Source organism: Pontibacter amylolyticus (genome assembly GCF_014638845.1).
GTDB classification, from domain to species: domain Bacteria; phylum Bacteroidota; class Bacteroidia; order Cytophagales; family Hymenobacteraceae; genus Pontibacter; species Pontibacter amylolyticus.
Genome location: NZ_BMFP01000001.1, coordinates 1,062,154 through 1,080,893, shown reverse-complemented (window position 1 = coordinate 1,080,893; position 18,740 = coordinate 1,062,154). Strand labels below are relative to the sequence as shown.

Here is an 18,740-nt window from a genome sequence, read left to right as displayed (position 1 = left end):
ACTTAATGCAACTTCAAAACGCCATCAGCCAGCGCATCAGCCAAGCATTGGAGGCTTTGTTCGGCCTTACCGTTGACGCTTCTACCATCAGTCTGCAGCCTACCCGCAAGGAGTTTGCCGGCAGCTTCACCTTCGTAACTTTCCCATACACCAAGCAGGCCGGCAAAGGCCCGGAGCAGATCGGGGAGGCGCTGGGTGCCTACCTGAAAGAACATGCAGACGAGGTGAAGAACTACAACGTGGTAAAAGGCTTCCTGAACCTCGAGATTGAAGAGCAGGTATGGGTGCGCCTCTTCCGCGACCTGATGACCAACCCGAGCCACGGACAGGCAGCCGACTCCGGCAAAAAGGTGATGTTGGAATACTCTTCGCCCAACACGAACAAGCCGCTGCACCTGGGCCACCTGCGCAATAACTTCCTGGGCTACTCCGTGTCGGAGATCATGAAGGCCAATGGCCATAACGTGATGAAAGCGAACCTGGTGAACGACCGCGGTATCCACATTTGCAAGTCCATGCTGGCGTACCAGCTGTTTGGCAACGGCGAAACACCGCAAAGCAGCGGCATCAAAGGCGACCACCTGGCCGGCAAGTACTATGTGCTGTTCGACAAGGCCTACAAAGAGCAGATCGACGAACTGATAGCGCAAGGTATGGACAAAGAGGAAGCCAAGAAAAAGGCCCCTTTGATTCTGGAAGCTCAAACCATGCTGCAAAAGTGGGAACAGGGCGACGAGGAAGTAGTGTCGCTTTGGAAGACCATGAACGGCTGGGTATACGAAGGCTTCGATGCGACCTACCGCAACATCGGCGTTGATTTCGATAAATTCTATTACGAGTCCGAGACCTATACCTTAGGAAAAGAGCGCGTGGAAGAAGGACTGCAGAAAGGCGTGTTCTTCAAAAAGCCAGACGGTTCTGTGTGGGTGGACCTCACCGACGAAGGACTGGACGAGAAGCTGTTGCTTCGATCTGACGGCACATCGGTATACATCACGCAGGACATGGGTACGGCCGAGTTGAAGCACAAAGACTTCCCCTACGATCAGTCTATCTACGTGGTGGCCGACGAGCAGAACTACCATTTCCAGGTACTCAAAGCGGTGCTCAAAAAACTGGGCAAGCCCTACGCCGAAGGCATCTATCACCTGTCGTACGGCATGGTGGATTTGCCATCAGGCAAAATGAAATCCCGTGAAGGCACTGTGGTAGACGCAGACGAACTAGTGCAGGAGATGATCGACACGGCTCGTCAGCAGACTGAGGAATTGGGTAAGATAGAAGGTTTCACGCCGGAAGAAGCGCAGAAGCTGTACCATACCCTGGCAATGGGCGCCCTGAAGTACTTCCTGCTTAAAGTGGACCCGAAGAAGCGCATGCTCTTCAATCCGCAGGAGTCCATCGACTTCCGTGGCAACACCGGTCCGTTTGTGCAGTATACGCACGCCCGTATCTCGGCTATTCTGCGCAAGGCTACTGAAATGGGTATAGCCGTAGATGCGACTGCCTTTAGCGACTTCAAAAACCTGCACGAAGCGGAGCAGGAGGTAATCACGCTACTGGTGAGCTATCCGGAAGTAGTGCAGGAGGCAGGCAAGCTGTATGCGCCTTCCGTGATCGCGAACTATGCTTATGAATTGGCGAAGGCCTACAACCGTTTCTACCAGGAGATCTCAATCTTCAACGAAACCGACGAGCAGGCCCGCAATTTCCGCATCGCCCTCTCCTCCATGGTCGCCCGCTTCGTGCGCGAAAGCATGAGCCTGCTGGGTATTGAAGTGCCGGAGCGAATGTAAGGGTCATAAGTATACAGGTATGGCGCGAGCGTCCTCGCTCGTGCCCATTATAGTGAGGCCTCTGGCCCATAGTGCTGTACCTGGATTATACCGCCAGTTTGGGCTTATTAGTAACTGCTGGTTGAGCTGGCCACTAACTAACCACAAGTTGCGCTAGTGCTGAACTTGCGGTATGGAAAACTTTGAATGGGCCAGAGGCCCCATGATAGTAGACACGAGCGAGGACGCTCGCGCCATAGTGAGTAGAAACAAATACAAGATTTTCCGGTTAAGCCGCATATACGTATACCTTAAGCAAAACAAAAATGAAGCGCATCGCACAACTTTTGACAGTAGGCCTTGTATTAGGTGTATCAACAGCCTGCACAGGCGGATCATCCAACACAAACCAGAAAAACGATATGGCAACAGAGACCAACCAGCCGGCGCAGGCCAACGGTTTCTACTCTTTCAAAATTGAGAGCCTGGAGGGGAAGGAAATTGACTTTTCGAAGTTCAAAGGCAAAAAGGTGCTGGTTGTGAACACCGCGTCGGAGTGCGGCTATACCCCGCAGTACGCCGACCTGCAGAAGCTGCACGAGACGCATGGCGATAAGGTGGTGATCCTAGGTTTTCCGGCCAACAACTTCGGTGGTCAGGAGCCAGGTTCTCAAGAAGAGATCGCAGCCTTCTGCCAGAAAAACTACGGGGTGACGTTCCAGATGATGGAGAAGGTGTCGGTGAAAGGCGATGACCAGCACCCGCTTTACCAGTGGCTGGCCAAAAACAGCCCGAACCACGAGGAGCCGGGCTGGAACTTCAGCAAATACCTGATCGATGAGAACGGCAAAGTAGTGGCCTTTTACCCATCCAAAGTGAAGCCGATGGGAGAGGAGATCCTGGCGGCCATTCAGAAGTAATGTGACAGGTATAGCTATACCTGATTTTAGAGAGATACCTTGAATACAACACATCACATGCCGCAGAATCCAGGTCTGGTCAAGGCCTGGATTTCCGCTTTTAGGCCGCGCACGCTGCCCCTGGCTTTTTCCTGCATCGGTATGGGCGGTTTTATGGCCGCTGCCTACGGGGCTTTCGACGCCGTGGTGGTAGGCCTCTGCGTGCTCACGACGCTCTTTCTGCAGATCCTCTCCAACCTGGCTAACGACTACGGCGACTCCATACACGGGGCCGACAGCGAGCACCGGGAGGGACCGAAGCGGGCGGTGCAGGCAGGCATTATCAAAGCCGAGCACATGAAAAAGGGGATGGCCGTGTTCAGCCTACTCTCGCTGGTGACGGGTTTGCTGCTGTTGTGGGTGGCATTTGGAAAGGAGGGAATCTACCTGTTTTTGATCTTCCTGGGTCTTGGCCTGGCCTCTATCTGGGCAGCCATCAGCTACACGGCTGGCTCCAACCCTTATGGCTACGCCGGGCTGGGTGACGTGTTTGTGTTCATCTTCTTTGGCTTGGTAGGCGTGCTGGGTACTTTTTTCCTGCAGACGCGGGAGTTGGAGCCGCTGGTGATACTGCCGGCCATGGTCTGCGGCTTCTTCTCGATGGCGGTGCTCAACGTAAACAACATCCGTGACATCAACTCCGATGTGCTGGCCGGCAAGCGCTCTATACCTGTTCGGATCGGCCCGAAGCGTGCGCGCATTTACCATATTATTTTGCTGATGTGCGGCGTGACGTGTGCTTTTGCCTACGTGCTGCTCCACTTCTACAGTGCCTGGCAGTTCCTATTCGTGCTGGCGCTGCCGCTCGTGATCTCAAACGGGGTGAATGTATGGCGCAAAAAGACTTCCGTCGAGCTCGATCCATACCTGAAGCAGATGGCCATCACGACCATGCTCTTTGTGCTGCTCTTCGGCATCGGGCAGGTGCTCTAGCCGAAATGCATTGGCGGCTATACCTGCCATACCCTGCGCGCACTGCTTCCGTAAGAAGGTATTTACCTTTTTAATCTTGATGACATGGAAAAACGCAAGCTTGGTAATTCTGGCCTGGAGATAGCATCCCTGGTTTTTGGCGGAAACGTGTTTGGCTGGACAGCCGATGAGCCAACCTCCTCCCAGCTGCTGGATGCCTTTGTGGAGGCCGGTTTTAACTGCATCGATACGGCCAACTCATACTCTTCCTGGGTGCCCGGCAACAAGGGCGGTGAGTCAGAAACCATCATCGGCAACTGGTTGAAGCAGCGTGGAGGGCGGGAAAAGATCATTATTGCCACCAAAGTGGGGGCCAAGTTGGAAGGCAAGGGTGGCCTGGGCAAGGACTACATCCGGCAGCAGGTAGAGGCCTCCCTCAAACGACTCCAGACCGATTACATAGACCTGTACCAATCGCACTACGACGACCCGGAAACCCCCATCGAAGAAACCCTGGAGGCTTACGCCAAACTGATAGAGGAGGGGAAAGTACGGGCTATCGGGGCCTCCAACTTCAGCGGCGAGCGCCTGGAGCAGGCCCTGAAGGCAAGCGAACAGAATAACCTGCCGCGTTACGAGAGCTTTCAACCGGAGTACAACCTCTACGACCGCGAAGCCTACGAAAAAGAAATAGAGCCGATCTGCACTAGGTATGGCCTTGGCGTGATCAACTATTACGCGCTGGCCAGCGGCTTCCTGACAGGCAAGTACCGATCCGAGGCGGATCTGGGGCAGAGCCCACGAGGTCATGGCGTGAAAAATTATCTCAATGAACGCGGATTCCGCATTCTGCAGGCGCTGGATGAAGTGGCCGAGCAGTACAGCACTTCGCCAGCCAGTGTTTCGCTTGCCTGGCTGATGGCGCGGCCTAGCATTACGGCTCCCATCGCCAGCGCCACAAAACTTAAACAGCTAGAAGATTTGGTAAAAGCCGCCAGCCTCAGACTGGACCAGGCTGCCATTAATAGATTGGACGAGGCGAGTGCTTATTAAACGAATGCACTAGGTATCGCACTAATTGACAAGAGCCGCTCTATTAGCAGCTCTTGTTGTTTTATGGCGCTATCGGCTAGATAACTACCAACACCGCTATACCTGCTTGTTTCCTATAGACGATGCAGGAAGCAGGTATAGCTTAAAATCAGATATGGATCAGCGGGGCAATAAGTCACTGCTCTGAATGCGCCTGCCGCCTTTTTCAAGCAGGTCCTTTCGGGCCGCTTCGTAGCTTTCCGGGCTGATGGCGCGAATGGCGTTCTCCAGCACAAACGTTTCAAAGCCTTCGTCCAGGGCATCTATGGCGGAGTAGTACACGCAGTAGTCGGCGGCCAGGCCTGCCAGGTATAGCTGCGTCACGCCTTTGCCGCGCAGGTAGTCGGCCAGCCCGGTGGACTTGAGCCGCCCGTTGTCATAAAAACCGCTGTAGCTGTCAATTTCGGGGTTGGTGCCTTTCCGGAAAATCGCTTCTATTTTATTTACTTCGAGGGCAGGGGCTAGGTCGGCGCCAGGTGTACCTTGCAGGCAGTGGTCAGGCCAGAGCACCTGCGGCAGCCCGAGCAACTCGGTTGTCTCAAATGGGTTTTTGCCTTCGTGGTTGGAGGCAAAGCTCTTGTGATCGGTCGGATGCCAGTCCTGTGTCGCCACAATTAAGTCAAAATGGTCCTGGATCTGGTTCACGATCGGGATGATCTGATCCCCTTCTGGCACACCCAGCGCACCGCCGGGAAGAAAATCGTTTTGTATGTCGATGAGCAGTAGTGCTTTCATTGTATTGAGAAGGTATAAGTAGAAACCTAAAGGTATAGGCTAAGTTAAGCAATTGCCATCAAACCTGCACCCACATATACCTGTTCTCAGGTCTTTTGTCTTTTGTCAAAAACTCCTTTGTCCATCAAATCAAAGCCCTTCCGTCAGGTTAGCCAGCGGCGGTGAGTGGTCTTCCTGGTAAATCTCGAAGTAAACGGTGTCGCCGACTGACTCCACCACATTTGCTTGTTGGATGACGCTCTGGTAAGTATCATAACAGCTTAGCGCCTTTTTCATGATCTCCACATCCTCGGGCCGGAGTTTTACCACACAGTCGATCAGGGCGGGGGCACTGTGCTTCAGCAGGAATTTGCCGGACTGCAGCGGTTGTTCTGTTTTGTTGGGAAGGGTCAGGAAAGCGAGTCGCTTCAGGTAATCAGCGCCACTGTCCTTCAGCTCCAGGTAGACGCGCTTAACCACGGCGTGCATCACCAGGTGGTCGTGAAAACCGCTCACACCATGCACCGGGTATGACACGATCACCTGCGGTTCTATCTGACGGATGTGCGTCTCCACCACCTTTTCAATCTCGCGCGGGTCCATCTCGGCCAGTTTACCGTCGGGCATGTCAAGCACCGTCATACCTGTGAGTCCCAGCACCCGCTCCACGGCCAGCATCTCCTTATACCTGACATCCCCCATCGCCTCCACGCTCAGGCCCAGCTCGATCCGCACCTTGGTAGCTCCGCCCCTGGTGAGGGTGAGCAGGTATACCTGGTGGCCTTGCTGCAGCTGCTGCCACATGACAGGGGCGGGACCGAACGAATCGTCGTCCGGATGCGGGAAAATGTAAAGGATGCGCATGGTGTTGATTCTCAGGTATAAGCTCGTGTATTTTAACGAGCAGATGCGCAGGAATGGTTCGGAATAGCAAGAGCCCCTACCGGAACCAGCTTTTAGTAGTTCGGGTAGGGGCTCCTGCGTTATCCTGGGGCCTAGTTGGCACCGCCGCCTTGCTGCTCGCCGGCTTTCACGTCGTCGTTTTTGATGCCGCGCTTCTTGCGGGCAATGTCTCCCTTCAGCTTACCGAAGCGGTAGTTAAAGCCCAGGCTGTAACGACGCATTAAGAAGATATTCTCCTGGTTCTGGGTGAAGCGCGGGTCGTTGATCTCGTTCAGGGAGCGGCGGTTTTTCTGGAACGGGCTGTTCACCGAGAAGCTGATCGTCGCCTTGTTGTCTTTCAGGAACTGCTTGTTCACCGAAATACTGTTCCACACATACCCGGCAGAGCGGCCCTGCAGCAGGATGCGCGAAGAGTAGTAGCCAATGTTGCCGCTGGCACGCCAGCCTTTCTCGAAGCGGTAGCTCGTGTAGCCGAACACATTGTAAGTGAAGCCCTCGTTGTTCTGAGGCAAGCCGCCGATCACGCTGGTCAGCTTCACATAGTTAGTAGTGGAGTTCAGGTTGATGCTCAGTTTCTTAAACAGCGTGGTGTTTCCGCTCAAAGAGAAACCGTAGGTCTGGTTACGGCCGATGTTGCCATACGTAGTGCGGGCCACCGTATCAGCGCCAAGCGTGGTATAGCCTTGGATAGAGTTGTTCGTAAAGTTGTGGAAGACACTCGCATTGATGGAGGTTCCCTTCACAAAGGTGTTATAGGCCAGGTTAAACACATTGTTCGTAGCCGGTTTTAGCCTTGGATTACCGAAGCTGATGTTGAGCGGGTCGATCTGGTTCACGTACGGGTTCAGGTAGTAGAGGCTCGGCCGCTCGATGCGCTGGGTATAGGACAAACGCATGGTGCTCGTTCCCTTCAACTTGCGTGACAGGGTGATGTTCGGGATCAGGTTGAAATAGTCCGGGGTGGCCACCGTGCCGGATGACTTGAAGTTGGCGTCCAGCTTGGTCTCTTCCAGACGAGCACCGGTTTTCAGGCCCCAGTCGCCTTTTTTGAGGCTCAGCGAGGTATAGGCCGCGTAGATATCCTGGCGGTACTCAAAGTTATTGCTCAGGTTCGGGTCGATCACAAAGTTGCCCGTTTCAGGGTCGCGGTTGCTGTAAAAGTAGTCGCTGCTGTTCAGGCGGAAGATCGTTTTCACACCCAGTTCAAGCGTGTGATTTTTGATCGGCTGCACATAGTCCGCCTGCATGGTGTGCTCCACAGAGCTGCCGTCATTATCCGTCTGGCTTATCTGGCCGTTGAAGTTAAGCACCGGATCCAGGATGAAATCAGAGCCGCTGCCATTGCCGCTGTTGCTTAGTCGGTAAGAAAGCGTGAACAGCTGGTCTTTGCTTTTCTTGAACGTGCGCTGGTAGTCTGCTCCGAAGTCGCTGCCCTTCCATGTGAAATCACCGTTGTTCAGACGGGTATAGGCCTGTGTCAGCGCGCCGGTGGCATCGTACAGGTCAACACGCTGCGTCAGGAGGCTATTGCCTCTGTTCAGGTTCATGCCAAAGTTAGCGGTGAACAGGTTAAGCGTGTCCATTTCGTAGCTGAACTCCCCGCTGGCGTACTGATAGGTGTTATCGTTGCGGCTCTCACCCATCTGCTCCAGTACGGTCTGGCGTATTTTGTCTTCCCGGTACAGGTTGTTGCTATTGGCAGGGCTGTTATAAGTGCCCGTTCCAAAGTAACCGGAAAAGCCCGCCTTGCCAGCTTTGACCGTCAGGTAGCCGCCAACGTTCGTTCCCTTCGGGGTAGAGGCCTGCACATTCACCGAGCCGTTATACCCGGCGATGTTTTTCTTGTGCGTGATGATGTTGATGATACCGCCCACGCCTTCAGCCTCGTACTTGGACGGCGGGTTGGTGATCACTTCGATGCTTTTAATAGAGCTGGCCGGCATGCTTCGGAACACATCCTTTGGGCTGCGCACGAACAGCGAGGAGGTTTTGCCGTTGACGAGTACGCGGTAGTTGCTGTTGCCGTTCAGCTTGATGTTGTCTTCCGCGTCCATACTCAGCAGCGGCACCTTACGCAGCATGTCCAGCGCCGTCATGGTCTGGCTTTCGGGGTCAGCGTCCACATTGTAGGTAATCTTGTCGATGTCCTGCTCTACCAGCAGCTTCTCCGTCACGACCTGCACTTCCTTCAGTTGCTTGGCCGATGACACGAGCGACAGTTTGCCCAGATCGATGGTGGTGCCGGTAAAGGCCGGGAGTGGCAGCACTTTAGTTTTATAGCCTACATAGGAGAGCACCAACTGGTACTGCTTTAGCTCAAGGCCGGTCAGCTCAAAGGCCCCGTTGTCTTTTGTGAAAGTGCTCTTGATGGCCTGGTTTTTCCCCGCTTCCTGCACCACCACTGTCACATAGTCCAGCTTAGCTTGCGTAGCAGAGTCGGCTACTATACCTTTGATAGTGCCTGTCGGCATTGGTGACTGGGCAAAAGCCGAGGATGTCAGGCACCAGAGCAGCGCCAGCAGTAAAGTTTGCTTCATGTTAGATTAAAATTAGTTAAGTGACACGATCATTACCATCAGGCTGTAGCGGCCCCGACTCCACACCTCACTTTAACCAGAACTGTCAACAGATGCTGTGGAACATAACAGTAACGATCAGGAAGGTATAAAATAATATATATTAATCTCTGAATATTATACAAAAGCCCGTTTTCTATAGATGAAAACAAGCGGTGCTACTGACAGAGCAGCGCCTTAAACAGAAAGGGCCACCCCGGTAGGAGTGGCCCTTTCTGTTTAGTTATTGTCTTGCGGAACCGGTGGGTTGCTGTTCTGCGGGTTTGTATTACCCGGCTTTTTGCGGTTTCGGTTCCTGCTGCGATTGCGGTTTGGTTTCTGGCCGCCTTCCTGCCCCTCGGCTCTCGGAGCGCCTTGCTCCGCTCTAGGCTGTGGAGAGGCTGCTTTTATCGGGCGGCTGTTTCCGTCAGGTCGCGGGGCAGTGCCTTCCGGCTTTGGTCCTCTGCGTCGGTTGCGATCTCCACCGCCACCTGCGCCGGAACGCTGGCCGCCGCCCTGTCTGCCACCACTGGCTCTTCCGCCGCCCTTGCCTCCGCGACCAAAATCACGGCGTGTCGGATCGAAAACCGGAGCCGGGCCAAAGCCCTCCGGAAGCGGCAGTTTCGGCAGGTCGCGCTCTATGAGCTGCTCCACTTTGCGCACCCGGTACATGTCGTTCTCGTTTACAAACGTGATCGCCATACCTGTAGAGGCGGCACGAGCCGTACGGCCCACACGGTGCACATAGTCCTCCGCATCCTGTGGCATGTCGAAGTTAAGCACATGGCTCAGGCTGTCGATGTCTATACCTCTGGAGAGGATATCGGTAGCCACCAGAATCTTATATTTTTTGTTCTTGAAGCCCTGGAGTGCCTTCTCGCGCTCTTCCTGGGTCAGGTCAGACATAATGCCCTCGGCCTCGAAGCCCATCTTGCGCAGCGAGCGCACGATCTGGTTCACGTTCGACTTACGGGAGGTAAAGATGATCATGTTCGACACCTCCAGTTCCCGGATCAGGTGCTCCAGCAAAGGAAGTTTCTGGTTGTCGTAAGTCAGGTATAAACGCTGGTCTATACCTTCGGCAGGCTTCGAAATAGCCAGGTTGATCTCTTCAGGCTGCTGCAGAATCTGCTGCGACAAGTCACGGATTTTCTTCGGCATGGTGGCCGAGAACAGGAGCGTTTGACGCTCTGTAGGCAGCGCACGCACAATCTTCAGGATATCATCCATAAAGCCCATGTCCAGCATCTTGTCAGCCTCGTCGAGCACCAGGTACTTCAGTTGGTCAAGTCTTACATAGCCCAGTGCCATGTGCGACATCAGGCGGCCAGGTGTGGCGATGATAATGTCAGCACCACCTGTGAGGGCGCGTTTCTGCTGCTCCCACTCGTCGCCTTTGCTGCCACCGTAGATGGCGATAGAACTTACCGGGGCAAAATAGCCCAGGCCTTCCACTTGTTCATCTATCTGCTTTGCCAGTTCGCGGGTAGGAACCAGAATCAGGGTGCTGGTGAAATCGTAGTTGGCGTGCGAAATACGATCGATCAGTGGCAGCAGGTAGGCGGCTGTCTTGCCGGTACCTGTCTGAGCGCAGGCAATAATATCTTTCTGCTCTAATATAAGCGGAATGGCCTGCTGCTGTACCGGGGTCGGGGTATTGTAGCCCATCGACTCAATTCCGGTGATCACGTCTTCGTGAAGGTTAAATGAACGAAAATCCAAAGTTATCTCCTTAAAATTATTTTTATGGCCTAGCGGCCTTTAAACCGCATTTATAGGGGTAAAGATACGATTATTATACCTTATTTGAGAAAAATTTAAAAGTTGATGTTATTTATATTGAAAATTATATTAATATTGCATCGTCAATCAGTAAAGAATATAACGATACATTTAAAAAGTTGACACGGCATTCGAAAAGTTCAAAGCATTAGAAAATCGCTATATAGATAGAATGCTTTAAAATAGAATATAAATCAAGAATCCTTTTTTGAATTATAGTACTTAAGTTATATTTAATTTTATTTACATAGATTTTTTTATATTAACGCCGAAACATTTGATTAAGGTAGGCGTAAACAAGCCCAAAGTGATATAAACAATCATCTTAAAACATATAAAAGAAAGATTTATTTAAAATTAAAATGAAAAAAGCTATACAAGAATCTCCGAACTTCTATCTTCTACTGGGTGTAAACATCATCAACGCTATCTTTATTTTGATATAGCACACCTCCTGATCGGAACCTAATTACAAAACATAGCCAAAACATACTGGCAGCTCTTCCTCGGAAGGGCTGCTTTTTTTATGCCCTTTTTGATAGCTTTGTTTTTAAAGTAGCAGCCTGAGGCTACGGCGCGTTATACCCTATACCTGAAGAAGATGGCAGAACCTGTTTTTAACGATATGCTGGTGCTCGAACTGGCCAGTGTGCTGGCGGGGCCGAGCGTGGGACAGTTTTTCGCAGAGCTGGGTGCCACAGTGGTAAAACTGGAAAACGCGGCGACCGGAGGCGATGTGACGCGCACCTGGAAACTGGCAGCCGAGCAGGGGAAAAGTGAAGTGTCGGCCTACTTCTCGGCGGCTAACTGGGGAAAGCTCTCCATTGGGCTTGATATCACCCAGTCACATGCACTGGAGGAGGTACACAAGCTAGCTGCTAAAGCCGATGTGGTCATCGCCAGCTACAAGCCCGGCGACGCGGAAAAACTGCAGGTAGACTACCATACCCTGGCCCAACTCAACCCCAGGCTAATTTATGGGCACATTACCGGATACGGCCAGCAAGACCAGCGGGCGGGGTATGATGCCGTGATCCAGGCAGAGAGCGGGTTCATGCACATGAACGGATCACCGGACGGACCTCCCACCAAAATGCCCGTGGCGCTGATGGATATGCTGGCAGCACACCAGCTGAAGGAAGGCCTCCTGACGGCGCTGTTGCAGCGGGAGCGCACCGGCAAAGGGAGCTATGTACAGGTTTCGCTGTTTGATGCGGCCGTGTCAGCGCTGGCCAACCAGGGAACGAACTACCTGGTGGCAGGGCACAGTCCGCAGCGTATGGGGTCGGAGCATCCCAACATTGTGCCTTACGGCAGTGTGTATACCTGCAGAGACGGGCTGCAGCTCGTGCTCGCCATAGGCGACGACCGGCAGTTCAGGCGCCTGTGCCAGGTGCTGGGCGATGCTGCACTGGCCGACAACCCCGACTTTGCCACCAATGGTGCCCGAGTACGGAACCGGATCGCGGTAAACCAGCAACTGGGACAGCTGATCAGTCAGCACGAACGCGATGGGCTGCTGGGGGAGCTGCATAGGCTGCATGTGCCGGTTGGCGCCGTCAACAGCGTGCCCGAAGTATTTGCGCAGCCGCAGACCCGGCGGATGCTGCTCACCCAACCCAATGGCCCGAGTGGCATCAGGCAGGTGGCTTTTGTGGTGGAAGGGGCGAGAGCTGAAACTGTAACGCCTCCGCCAGCCTTCGCCCAGCACCAGGACCAGGTGCTGGGGATGCTGGAAAGTCCTGGCCAGTAAGGCAGGCACTCATGCATCAGCCATCAGACCACTGGCTTGTACCCGGTCGGGAGGCCAGAAAGTGAGCAGAATAACTATTTCCCAAGGATTAGAGTAAAAAACACAGCACCCGAGAAAAACAAGTATGAAAGATAGACTCGACGATATAATACAAGGACTGCAGCAAAAGTCAGCTACCAAGCAGGCTATTTACCGCAATACGTACCAAACCTTTACCCGCATGAAGGAGCTCTCACAGGAAATTGTGGACGAGCTGACGAACCGCATCACGACGCACAATGCCGATGTGGTGATCGAGTACAAGGCCATCAGCGACCTGGAGTTTCAGATAAAGTTTTCAGGCGATCTGCTTGTGTTTGTGATGCACTCTAACATCATCACCTTTCCGGACGACTACGAGATCATGCGAAACGACTACGTGGACGAAGACTTCAGACGTCGCTTCTTCGGGCACATCATGGCCTACAACTTCATGGCCGACACCATTAAGTACAACCGCCTCGACGACCCGGGTTACCTGGTGGGCCGCATGCTGATCAACATCGAAAACCACTTTGTGATAGAAGGGGTGAAGCAGATGGACTTGTCGTACGACCGCATGGCCCGCAACGTGATCAGCGATGACATGCTGCGCCTGATCGTGGAGAGCGCCATGGTCGCGGCTGTGAACAACGACCTGATGGGGCAGGATGTGTCGGATATTGAGCGCATCACCTACAAGCAGAAGCTCGAAAACTCCCAACTGTCGAGACCGCGCAAACTGGGCTTCCTGATTAGCCACGAGCTCACGCACTAGCCAGCCAGGTATAGCGAAGCAAGCCCCGCCTGCGGTAGGTATAATCTACCTGTCGCAGGCGGGTCTTGTATTTAGAGCTAAGTGGTAACCATCAGCGTTTCCTGGGTGCGCAGCTGCTGCAAGGCTTCCGCTATGGCTGGAAGACTCCCGAGCAACTGCTCAAAGCTGTGGATGCAGAAGTACTGGCTCTGGAAGGTCTCTTTTATATAAACCGTGTCCAGAATGTGGTTTACATCGAAGTCAAGCTTCACACTTTCATCCGAAACGGACAGGTTGCTCTCGCCAACGGACGAGAGGATGCCGGCGCCGTAGATTTGCGCCTGCTGGCCCGGCTTGCGGAATAAGCCAAACTCAATGGTATACCAGTAGATGCGCGTGAGGCGGTCAATGATGTCAGGGCGGTCGAGGTGGGTGAGGGCCAGTTCGGAAAGCTTTGCCAGAAACTCGCAGTACACGGGTATAGTGAGCAGCGGCACGTGGCCAAACACGTCATGGAACATATCGGGCTCCTCGAGGTAGTCGAGCTGGTCCATGCGGCGCACCCACACGGTGGCCGGGAAGCGCTTGCTGGCGATCAGCTGAAAGAACAGGGCATCGTCGACGATGCCGGGGGCTGCCACCACCTCAAATCCGGTCAGCGGCTTGAGTCTTTGATTGATCTCGTTGAAATCAGGTATACGGTCGCGGCTAAAGCCCACTTTGTCAAGCCCTTCCATGAACTCGGGGATGGCCTTGCCGAGGAGGTTGCGCAACTGGCGGTCGTAGAGGATGGCCCATACCTGGTGGTTCTCGGACGTGTAGCTGCTGTAGTTCTGTGTCAGGTTCATGGCTGTCATATGGTTTGATTTTAAATTTTGGGGATAGGTATAAATGAAAAAAGCAGAGCTTTCGCTCTGCTTCAGTTGTATCAGTTCAGGTTTGCCTGTGGTGGGGCTTTTCCTGTTTAGGTGCGGTTTGTGAGTCGCCTGATTGCCTGAGAGAGCGCAGTAGAGCAGCGGTAATAATAACCGTAGCAATAATAGGCGGCACGATAGCAATCAGCGGAAACAGCATGCAGCAGCACGTTGCCGAGTGGCAAAGGCAATGGGAGGGTTGCTATGGCTGCTGGTGTATGCATTTGTCTATTGATGTTCGCAATAAGGATATTCTTGGGCATAAACGCAAATTATTATGCCGGGTTTAGTGAATTTTTGAGATCGCGCTGGCGGCTTGCCTGAACTTTTGCGGGATTCGTATACCTAAGGTATAGGATTTTAGGTTCTTTTACTTGTGTCAGGTATGGGCGCACTCCCGGAGTTTATGAAGCGGTGGCAGGCAGGTTGGCAACACATGCTGCTGATCTTGACTGTAACGGCTCTGCTCAGCTCCTGTGCCGCATCGGGTGCGGGGGGAGGGGCCGGCGGGCTGCGCTCCGAGAATGTGATCATCCTGGTGATCGACGGGGTGCGCTACTCCGAAACCTGGGGAGCCGTGCCGGGCCTTATACCGAACATGTCTCAAAAAATGGTGCCGCAGGGTACCTTTTGCAATAACTTCCGAAACGAAGGATACACCTATACCAACTCCGGCCATACCGCCATCACGACAGGTATAAACCAGCCCATCGATAACTACGGAACTGAGCTGCCGGCCAACCCTTCCTTCTTTCAAATTTGGCTCAAGCAGACGGGCAGGCCCGCCACCGCCGCCTGGATCGTGTCGAGCAAGGACAAGCTGGATATCCTGGGCAACACCCTGAACCCCGAATGGCACAACCAGGCGCTGCCCTCTCTCAACTGTGGCATCAGCGGGCCTGGCAGCGGCTACCGGGCCGACTCCCTGACTTTGATTGAGGTGCTGAAGGTGCTGAAAACCAATCGGCCCAACTTGATGCTGATCAACTTGATGGAGCCTGATGGCTATGCCCACGCCGGCAACTGGGAACACTACCTGCGTGGCATCGCCCGCGGCGACCGCTATGCCAAACAACTCTGGGACTTCCTTCAAAAAGACAGCCACTACCGCAAAAAAACGACCCTGCTGATCACGACGGATCACGGTCGCCACCTGGATACGGTGGATGGCGGCTGGATCGACCACGGCGATGATTGTGAGGGCTGCCGGCGCATAAGCCTGCTGGCACTTGGGCCGGACTTCCGGAAGGGCGGATTTGTGGAGACCAAGTATACCTTGGTGGACATCTCGGCCACGGTGGCTCCGATGTTGGGAATAGCCTTCCCGCAATCGGAAGGCACGGTCATGAAAGAACTGTTTACGCGTCGCAGCTTGCGCAGGCTGCCTGCAGGCAACGTGCCTGTTCCCTGATACTGACTCTTAATGCTACGGGCTGCATCGTTTATTCTCTCGTCCAATGGCAGCTTCCCGAAATATTGTTGACTTTAGTTATAGGCTATACCTGTTGCTATGGGCTGTTGTGCTGTGTCTGCCACTGCAAGGGATGGCACAGGTATACCAAACCAAAAAACCAGGTATAGCAGCACAGCAAGGTGAGCAGGCGTATAAGTCAAAAGACCTGTTTTCGGAGGATTCGCTGCTCAAGTTTACGCTCGTGGTTAACTACCAGAAGTTGCTGAAGGACCGTGGCGAGGAAAGAAAGTACCATGCAGCCACGCTCTCGTACGCCGATAGCACAGGCGCTAAGGTGAATGTGCCGCTTCGGGTAATGGTGCGGGGCAACCGCCGCCGCGATGCCAGCGTCTGCCGCTTCCCTCCGCTCATGCTCAACCTCGTGCGCAAGCAAATGCCAAAAGGGACCATTTTCGAAGGGCAGAACAAGCTGAAACTGGTGACGCACTGCATCGACGACGATTATGTGATCAAAGAGTACCTCGTCTACAAGGTATACAACATTCTGGCGGAGGAGAGTTTTCGGGTGCGCTTGTGCCAGGTGACCTACCAGGACAGCACCGGACGGCGGAAAGAGGAAGTGCGATATGCCTTTCTGATAGAAGATGACAAGGCGATGGCCAAACGCACTAAATTGAAACTTATACCTGCCAAAAGGGTCATCGGCATGGCCCACATGGAGCAGAAGGCCATGGCCCGGCTGGCCCTCTTTCAGTACATGATCGGCAACACGGACTGGTCGGTGCCCTACCGCCACAACATCGAACTGCTGGCGCCTGACTCCCTTTCAGCGCCCATACCCGTCCCTTTTGACTTCGACTACGCAGGTATAGTGGGCGCGCCATATGCCACGCCACCTCCTGAACTGGGTATAAAATCGGTGAAGCAGCGCCTGTACCGGGCATATGAATTTCCGGAAAATGTGCTTCGGGAGATGGTCAATACCTTCAACTCCTACCGTACCCCGATCTACGCGGTCTACAGGCAGTGTGAGCCCTTGAGTAAATCAGCCTTGCGGCAATCGATCAGCTACCTGGATAGTTTTTACGAGATCATCAACCACCCACGTAAGTTTGAGCGGGAAATCGTGAAGGTGGGGGAGCGCAACCAGAAAGCGTACGTGACGGTGAGAGGCCTGAAATGAAATCGCCGAATCAGACAGGCTGCTTCGGCGATTTTAAGGTATAGCAATGCTGTGAATTACATGATTTCGGATAACTCGAGCCAGCGCATCTCCTTTTCCTCCAGTTGCTCGTTCAGCTGCTCCAGTTCTTTGGCCCAGGCGTTCAGCTGCTCGTGGTCGGTGGTGGTGCCGGCGTTCATTGTTTCGATCAGTTCTGTTCTGCGTTCCTCCAGTCGTGGCATTTCCTTTTCCAGTTCTTCAAATTCCTTTTTCTCCTGGTAAGTCGGTTTGCGTTTGCCTTCCGGTTTTTCCTGTTTCTGTTCGACAGCGGGAGCCGCTGGTTTTGTCTCCTGCACCACTTTTTCCTGCTCTTTCAGCCACTCGCGGTAGTCGGTGTAGTTGCCCGGGAAGTTGCGAATCTTGCCTTCGCCCTCGAACACAAACAGGTGCTCCACCAGGCGGTCCATGAAGTAACGGTCGTGCGACACCATGAGCAGACAGCCGCCGAAGTTGAGCAGAAAGTCCTCCAGGATGTTGAGCGTGATAATGTCGAGGTCGTTGGTAGGCTCGTCGAGGATCAGGAAGTTGGGGTTCTTGATCAGCACGCGCAGCAACTGCAGACGGCGCTTCTCGCCACCGCTCAGCTTGCTCACAAAGGTATACTGCTGCGGCGGCGCAAACTGGAAGTGCTGCAGAAACTGGCTCGCCGTGATCACCTCGCCATTGGCCATCTCCACGACTTCAGCAATTTCCTTCACGATGTCGATCACGCGCTGGTCTTCTTTGAAAGTCAGCTCGTCCTGGGTATAGTAGCCGAATACGGTGGTCTGGCCGGCATCAATAGTGCCACTGTCGGGCTGCAGTTTGCCCGTGAGCATGTTCAGGAAGGTAGACTTGCCGGCACCGTTCGGGCCCACCACACCGATGCGGTCTTTCTTCTTGAACACGTAAGAGAAGTCGTCTACGATCTTCTTGTTGCCAAATGACTTCGAGATGTGGTCTACTTCGATGATCTTGCCGCCCTGGCGTGTGGTTTTCACGGAGAGTTCCAGTTGTGGACCTGCCGTTTTCTTGGCTGCCTTCTCTTTCAGTTCCTCAAAAGCGTCTACCCTGTACTTGGCTTTCGTGCCGCGGGCCTTTGGCTGACGCCGGATCCAGTCAAGCTCTTTGCGCATCAGGTTGCGCGCCTTCTCGGTTTCGGCTGCGGCCATTTCCTCGCGGGAGGCTTTTTTCTCCACAAAGTAGCTGTAGTTGCCTTTGTAGGTATAGAGTTCGCCGTTGTCGAGCTCGGCTATTTCGTTGGCCACCTTGTCGAGGAAGTAACGGTCGTGCGTCACCATCAGCAGGGTGGTGTTCTGGGTGGAGAGCAGGCCTTCAAGCCACTCAATCGTGTCCAGATCCAGGTGGTTGGTAGGCTCGTCAAGTATCAGCATGCTGGGCTCTTCGATGAGTACACGCGCCATGGCCACCCGCTTTCGTTGGCCGCCTGAAAGGTGCTTTATCTGCTTCTCCAGGTCGTGTATACCTAGTTTGGAGAGGATCTGCTTGACCTTGATCTCGAAATCCCAGGCCTGTAGTTCGTCCATGCGCTCCATCAGGTGCTGCATCACTTCTGCGCTGGTGTCCGGGTGGGAAATGGCCACCTCGTAGTCGCGTATGGTGTCGAGCACTTCGCCCTGTCCGCCGAAAATGGTTTGCTGTACGGTCAGCTCCTCGTCAAACTCAGGGTTCTGACCCAGGAAACCGATGGTGATTTCTTTGCGCACGCTCACGCTGCCTTCATCGGGGGGCAGTTTGCCTGCCAGCACATTCAGCAGGGTGGTTTTGCCGGAGCCATTCACGCCTACCAGCGCTACACGCTGCCCCTGGCTGATACCGAAATTCAGGTTTTTGAAAAGCCAGCGTTCGCCAAAGCTTTTCGATATATTATCTGCGGATAGGTAATTCATACAGCAAATTTAGGCATTTCTACGCTATGCAGCAGGCAAAATAAAACAGGCTGACCTGGTGGAGTCAGCCTGTTGCGTTAC

15 protein-coding genes are annotated in these 18,740 nt (G+C 53.7%); 8 read left to right on the top strand and 7 right to left on the bottom strand.

Features of this window, described 5'->3' with window-relative positions:
• Nucleotides 1-5: 5 nt before the first annotated feature.
• The 4 genes from argS to IEV97_RS04740 all read left to right on the top strand — a co-directional run bounded on the left by argS (nt 6) and on the right by IEV97_RS04740 (nt 4,699).
• Nucleotides 6-1,796 carry an arginine--tRNA ligase gene (argS, locus tag IEV97_RS04755; RefSeq protein ID WP_188500325.1) on the top strand — a complete coding sequence of 597 codons (1,791 nt, stop codon included), beginning with the start codon at nt 6-8 and terminating at the stop codon, nt 1,794-1,796.
• A 401-nt stretch (nt 1,797-2,197) separates the two neighbouring features.
• Nucleotides 2,198-2,695: a glutathione peroxidase gene (locus tag IEV97_RS04750; protein WP_229733795.1), complete on the top strand. Its 498-nt coding sequence runs from the start codon at nt 2,198-2,200 to the stop codon at nt 2,693-2,695.
• A 57-nt stretch (nt 2,696-2,752) separates the two neighbouring features.
• Nucleotides 2,753-3,667 carry a 1,4-dihydroxy-2-naphthoate polyprenyltransferase gene (locus IEV97_RS04745; RefSeq protein ID WP_188500323.1) on the top strand — a complete coding sequence of 305 codons (915 nt, stop codon included), beginning with the start codon at nt 2,753-2,755 and terminating at the stop codon, nt 3,665-3,667.
• 84 nt (nt 3,668-3,751) lie between these two features.
• Nucleotides 3,752-4,699, top strand: a complete 948-nt coding sequence (locus IEV97_RS04740; RefSeq protein WP_188500322.1) for an aldo/keto reductase — start codon at nt 3,752-3,754, stop codon at nt 4,697-4,699.
• A 159-nt stretch (nt 4,700-4,858) separates the two neighbouring features.
• On the opposite strand, the gene pncA is transcribed toward IEV97_RS04740, so the two are convergent.
• From pncA to IEV97_RS04720, 4 genes are all read right to left on the bottom strand, one after another.
• Nucleotides 4,859-5,473 (bottom strand): bifunctional nicotinamidase/pyrazinamidase, encoded by a 615-nt coding sequence (gene pncA, locus IEV97_RS04735; RefSeq protein ID WP_188500321.1) that lies wholly within the window; start codon nt 5,471-5,473, stop codon nt 4,859-4,861.
• 129 nt (nt 5,474-5,602) lie between these two features.
• Nucleotides 5,603-6,316 carry a PIG-L deacetylase family protein gene (locus IEV97_RS04730; protein ID WP_188500320.1) on the bottom strand — a complete coding sequence of 238 codons (714 nt, stop codon included), beginning with the start codon at nt 6,314-6,316 and terminating at the stop codon, nt 5,603-5,605.
• Between the two features lie 131 nt (nt 6,317-6,447).
• Nucleotides 6,448-8,892 (bottom strand): TonB-dependent receptor domain-containing protein, encoded by a 2,445-nt coding sequence (locus tag IEV97_RS04725; protein WP_188500319.1) that lies wholly within the window; start codon nt 8,890-8,892, stop codon nt 6,448-6,450.
• A 258-nt stretch (nt 8,893-9,150) separates the two neighbouring features.
• Nucleotides 9,151-10,578, bottom strand: coding sequence for a DEAD/DEAH box helicase (locus IEV97_RS04720; RefSeq protein ID WP_188500409.1), 1,428 nt, complete (start codon nt 10,576-10,578; stop codon nt 9,151-9,153).
• Nucleotides 10,579-11,293: 715 nt separating this feature from the next.
• On the opposite strand from IEV97_RS04720, the gene IEV97_RS04715 reads away from it, so the two are divergent.
• Together IEV97_RS04715 and IEV97_RS04710 are read left to right on the top strand one after the other, a co-directional pair.
• Nucleotides 11,294-12,445 carry a CaiB/BaiF CoA transferase family protein gene (locus IEV97_RS04715; protein ID WP_188500318.1) on the top strand — a complete coding sequence of 384 codons (1,152 nt, stop codon included), beginning with the start codon at nt 11,294-11,296 and terminating at the stop codon, nt 12,443-12,445.
• Between the two features lie 124 nt (nt 12,446-12,569).
• Nucleotides 12,570-13,241 (top strand): hypothetical protein, encoded by a 672-nt coding sequence (locus IEV97_RS04710; protein ID WP_188500317.1) that lies wholly within the window; start codon nt 12,570-12,572, stop codon nt 13,239-13,241.
• Between the two features lie 77 nt (nt 13,242-13,318).
• Here the strand turns inward: IEV97_RS04710 and IEV97_RS04705 are convergent, their stop codons facing one another.
• Together IEV97_RS04705 and IEV97_RS04700 are read right to left on the bottom strand one after the other, a co-directional pair.
• Nucleotides 13,319-14,077, bottom strand: coding sequence for a phenylalanine 4-monooxygenase (locus tag IEV97_RS04705; RefSeq protein WP_188500316.1), 759 nt, complete (start codon nt 14,075-14,077; stop codon nt 13,319-13,321).
• Nucleotides 14,078-14,184: 107 nt separating this feature from the next.
• Nucleotides 14,185-14,358 carry a hypothetical protein gene (locus tag IEV97_RS04700; RefSeq protein WP_188500315.1) on the bottom strand — a complete coding sequence of 58 codons (174 nt, stop codon included), beginning with the start codon at nt 14,356-14,358 and terminating at the stop codon, nt 14,185-14,187.
• A gap of 161 nt (nt 14,359-14,519) precedes the next feature.
• On the opposite strand from IEV97_RS04700, the gene IEV97_RS04695 reads away from it, so the two are divergent.
• Nucleotides 14,520-15,545, top strand: a complete 1,026-nt coding sequence (locus IEV97_RS04695) for an alkaline phosphatase family protein (protein ID WP_229733794.1) — start codon at nt 14,520-14,522, stop codon at nt 15,543-15,545.
• 46 nt (nt 15,546-15,591) lie between these two features.
• Nucleotides 15,592-16,731, top strand: coding sequence for a hypothetical protein (locus IEV97_RS04690; protein WP_188500314.1), 1,140 nt, complete (start codon nt 15,592-15,594; stop codon nt 16,729-16,731).
• 56 nt (nt 16,732-16,787) lie between these two features.
• Here IEV97_RS04690 and IEV97_RS04685 read toward each other — a convergent pair whose 3' ends face one another.
• Nucleotides 16,788-18,659, bottom strand: coding sequence for an ABC-F family ATP-binding cassette domain-containing protein (locus IEV97_RS04685; RefSeq protein WP_188500313.1), 1,872 nt, complete (start codon nt 18,657-18,659; stop codon nt 16,788-16,790).
• Nucleotides 18,660-18,740: the final 81 nt, after the last annotated feature.

Coding starts and splice junctions, on each gene's coding strand:
- argS (WP_188500325.1), top strand. CDS start 6: ATGCAACTTCAAAACGCCATCAGCCAGCGCATCAGCCAAGCATTGGAG.
- IEV97_RS04725 (WP_188500319.1), bottom strand. CDS start 8,892: ATGAAGCAAACTTTACTGCTGGCGCTGCTCTGGTGCCTGACATCCTCG.
- IEV97_RS04695 (WP_229733794.1), top strand. CDS start 14,520: ATGGGCGCACTCCCGGAGTTTATGAAGCGGTGGCAGGCAGGTTGGCAA.
- IEV97_RS04715 (WP_188500318.1), top strand. CDS start 11,294: ATGGCAGAACCTGTTTTTAACGATATGCTGGTGCTCGAACTGGCCAGT.
- IEV97_RS04740 (WP_188500322.1), top strand. CDS start 3,752: ATGGAAAAACGCAAGCTTGGTAATTCTGGCCTGGAGATAGCATCCCTG.
- IEV97_RS04745 (WP_188500323.1), top strand. CDS start 2,753: ATGCCGCAGAATCCAGGTCTGGTCAAGGCCTGGATTTCCGCTTTTAGG.
- pncA (WP_188500321.1), bottom strand. CDS start 5,473: ATGAAAGCACTACTGCTCATCGACATACAAAACGATTTTCTTCCCGGC.
- IEV97_RS04730 (WP_188500320.1), bottom strand. CDS start 6,316: ATGCGCATCCTTTACATTTTCCCGCATCCGGACGACGATTCGTTCGGT.
- IEV97_RS04700 (WP_188500315.1), bottom strand. CDS start 14,358: ATGCATACACCAGCAGCCATAGCAACCCTCCCATTGCCTTTGCCACTC.
- IEV97_RS04720 (WP_188500409.1), bottom strand. CDS start 10,578: ATGGGCTACAATACCCCGACCCCGGTACAGCAGCAGGCCATTCCGCTT.
- IEV97_RS04685 (WP_188500313.1), bottom strand. CDS start 18,659: ATGAATTACCTATCCGCAGATAATATATCGAAAAGCTTTGGCGAACGC.
- IEV97_RS04705 (WP_188500316.1), bottom strand. CDS start 14,077: ATGACAGCCATGAACCTGACACAGAACTACAGCAGCTACACGTCCGAG.
- IEV97_RS04750 (WP_229733795.1), top strand. CDS start 2,198: ATGGCAACAGAGACCAACCAGCCGGCGCAGGCCAACGGTTTCTACTCT.
- IEV97_RS04710 (WP_188500317.1), top strand. CDS start 12,570: ATGAAAGATAGACTCGACGATATAATACAAGGACTGCAGCAAAAGTCA.
- IEV97_RS04690 (WP_188500314.1), top strand. CDS start 15,592: ATGGCAGCTTCCCGAAATATTGTTGACTTTAGTTATAGGCTATACCTG.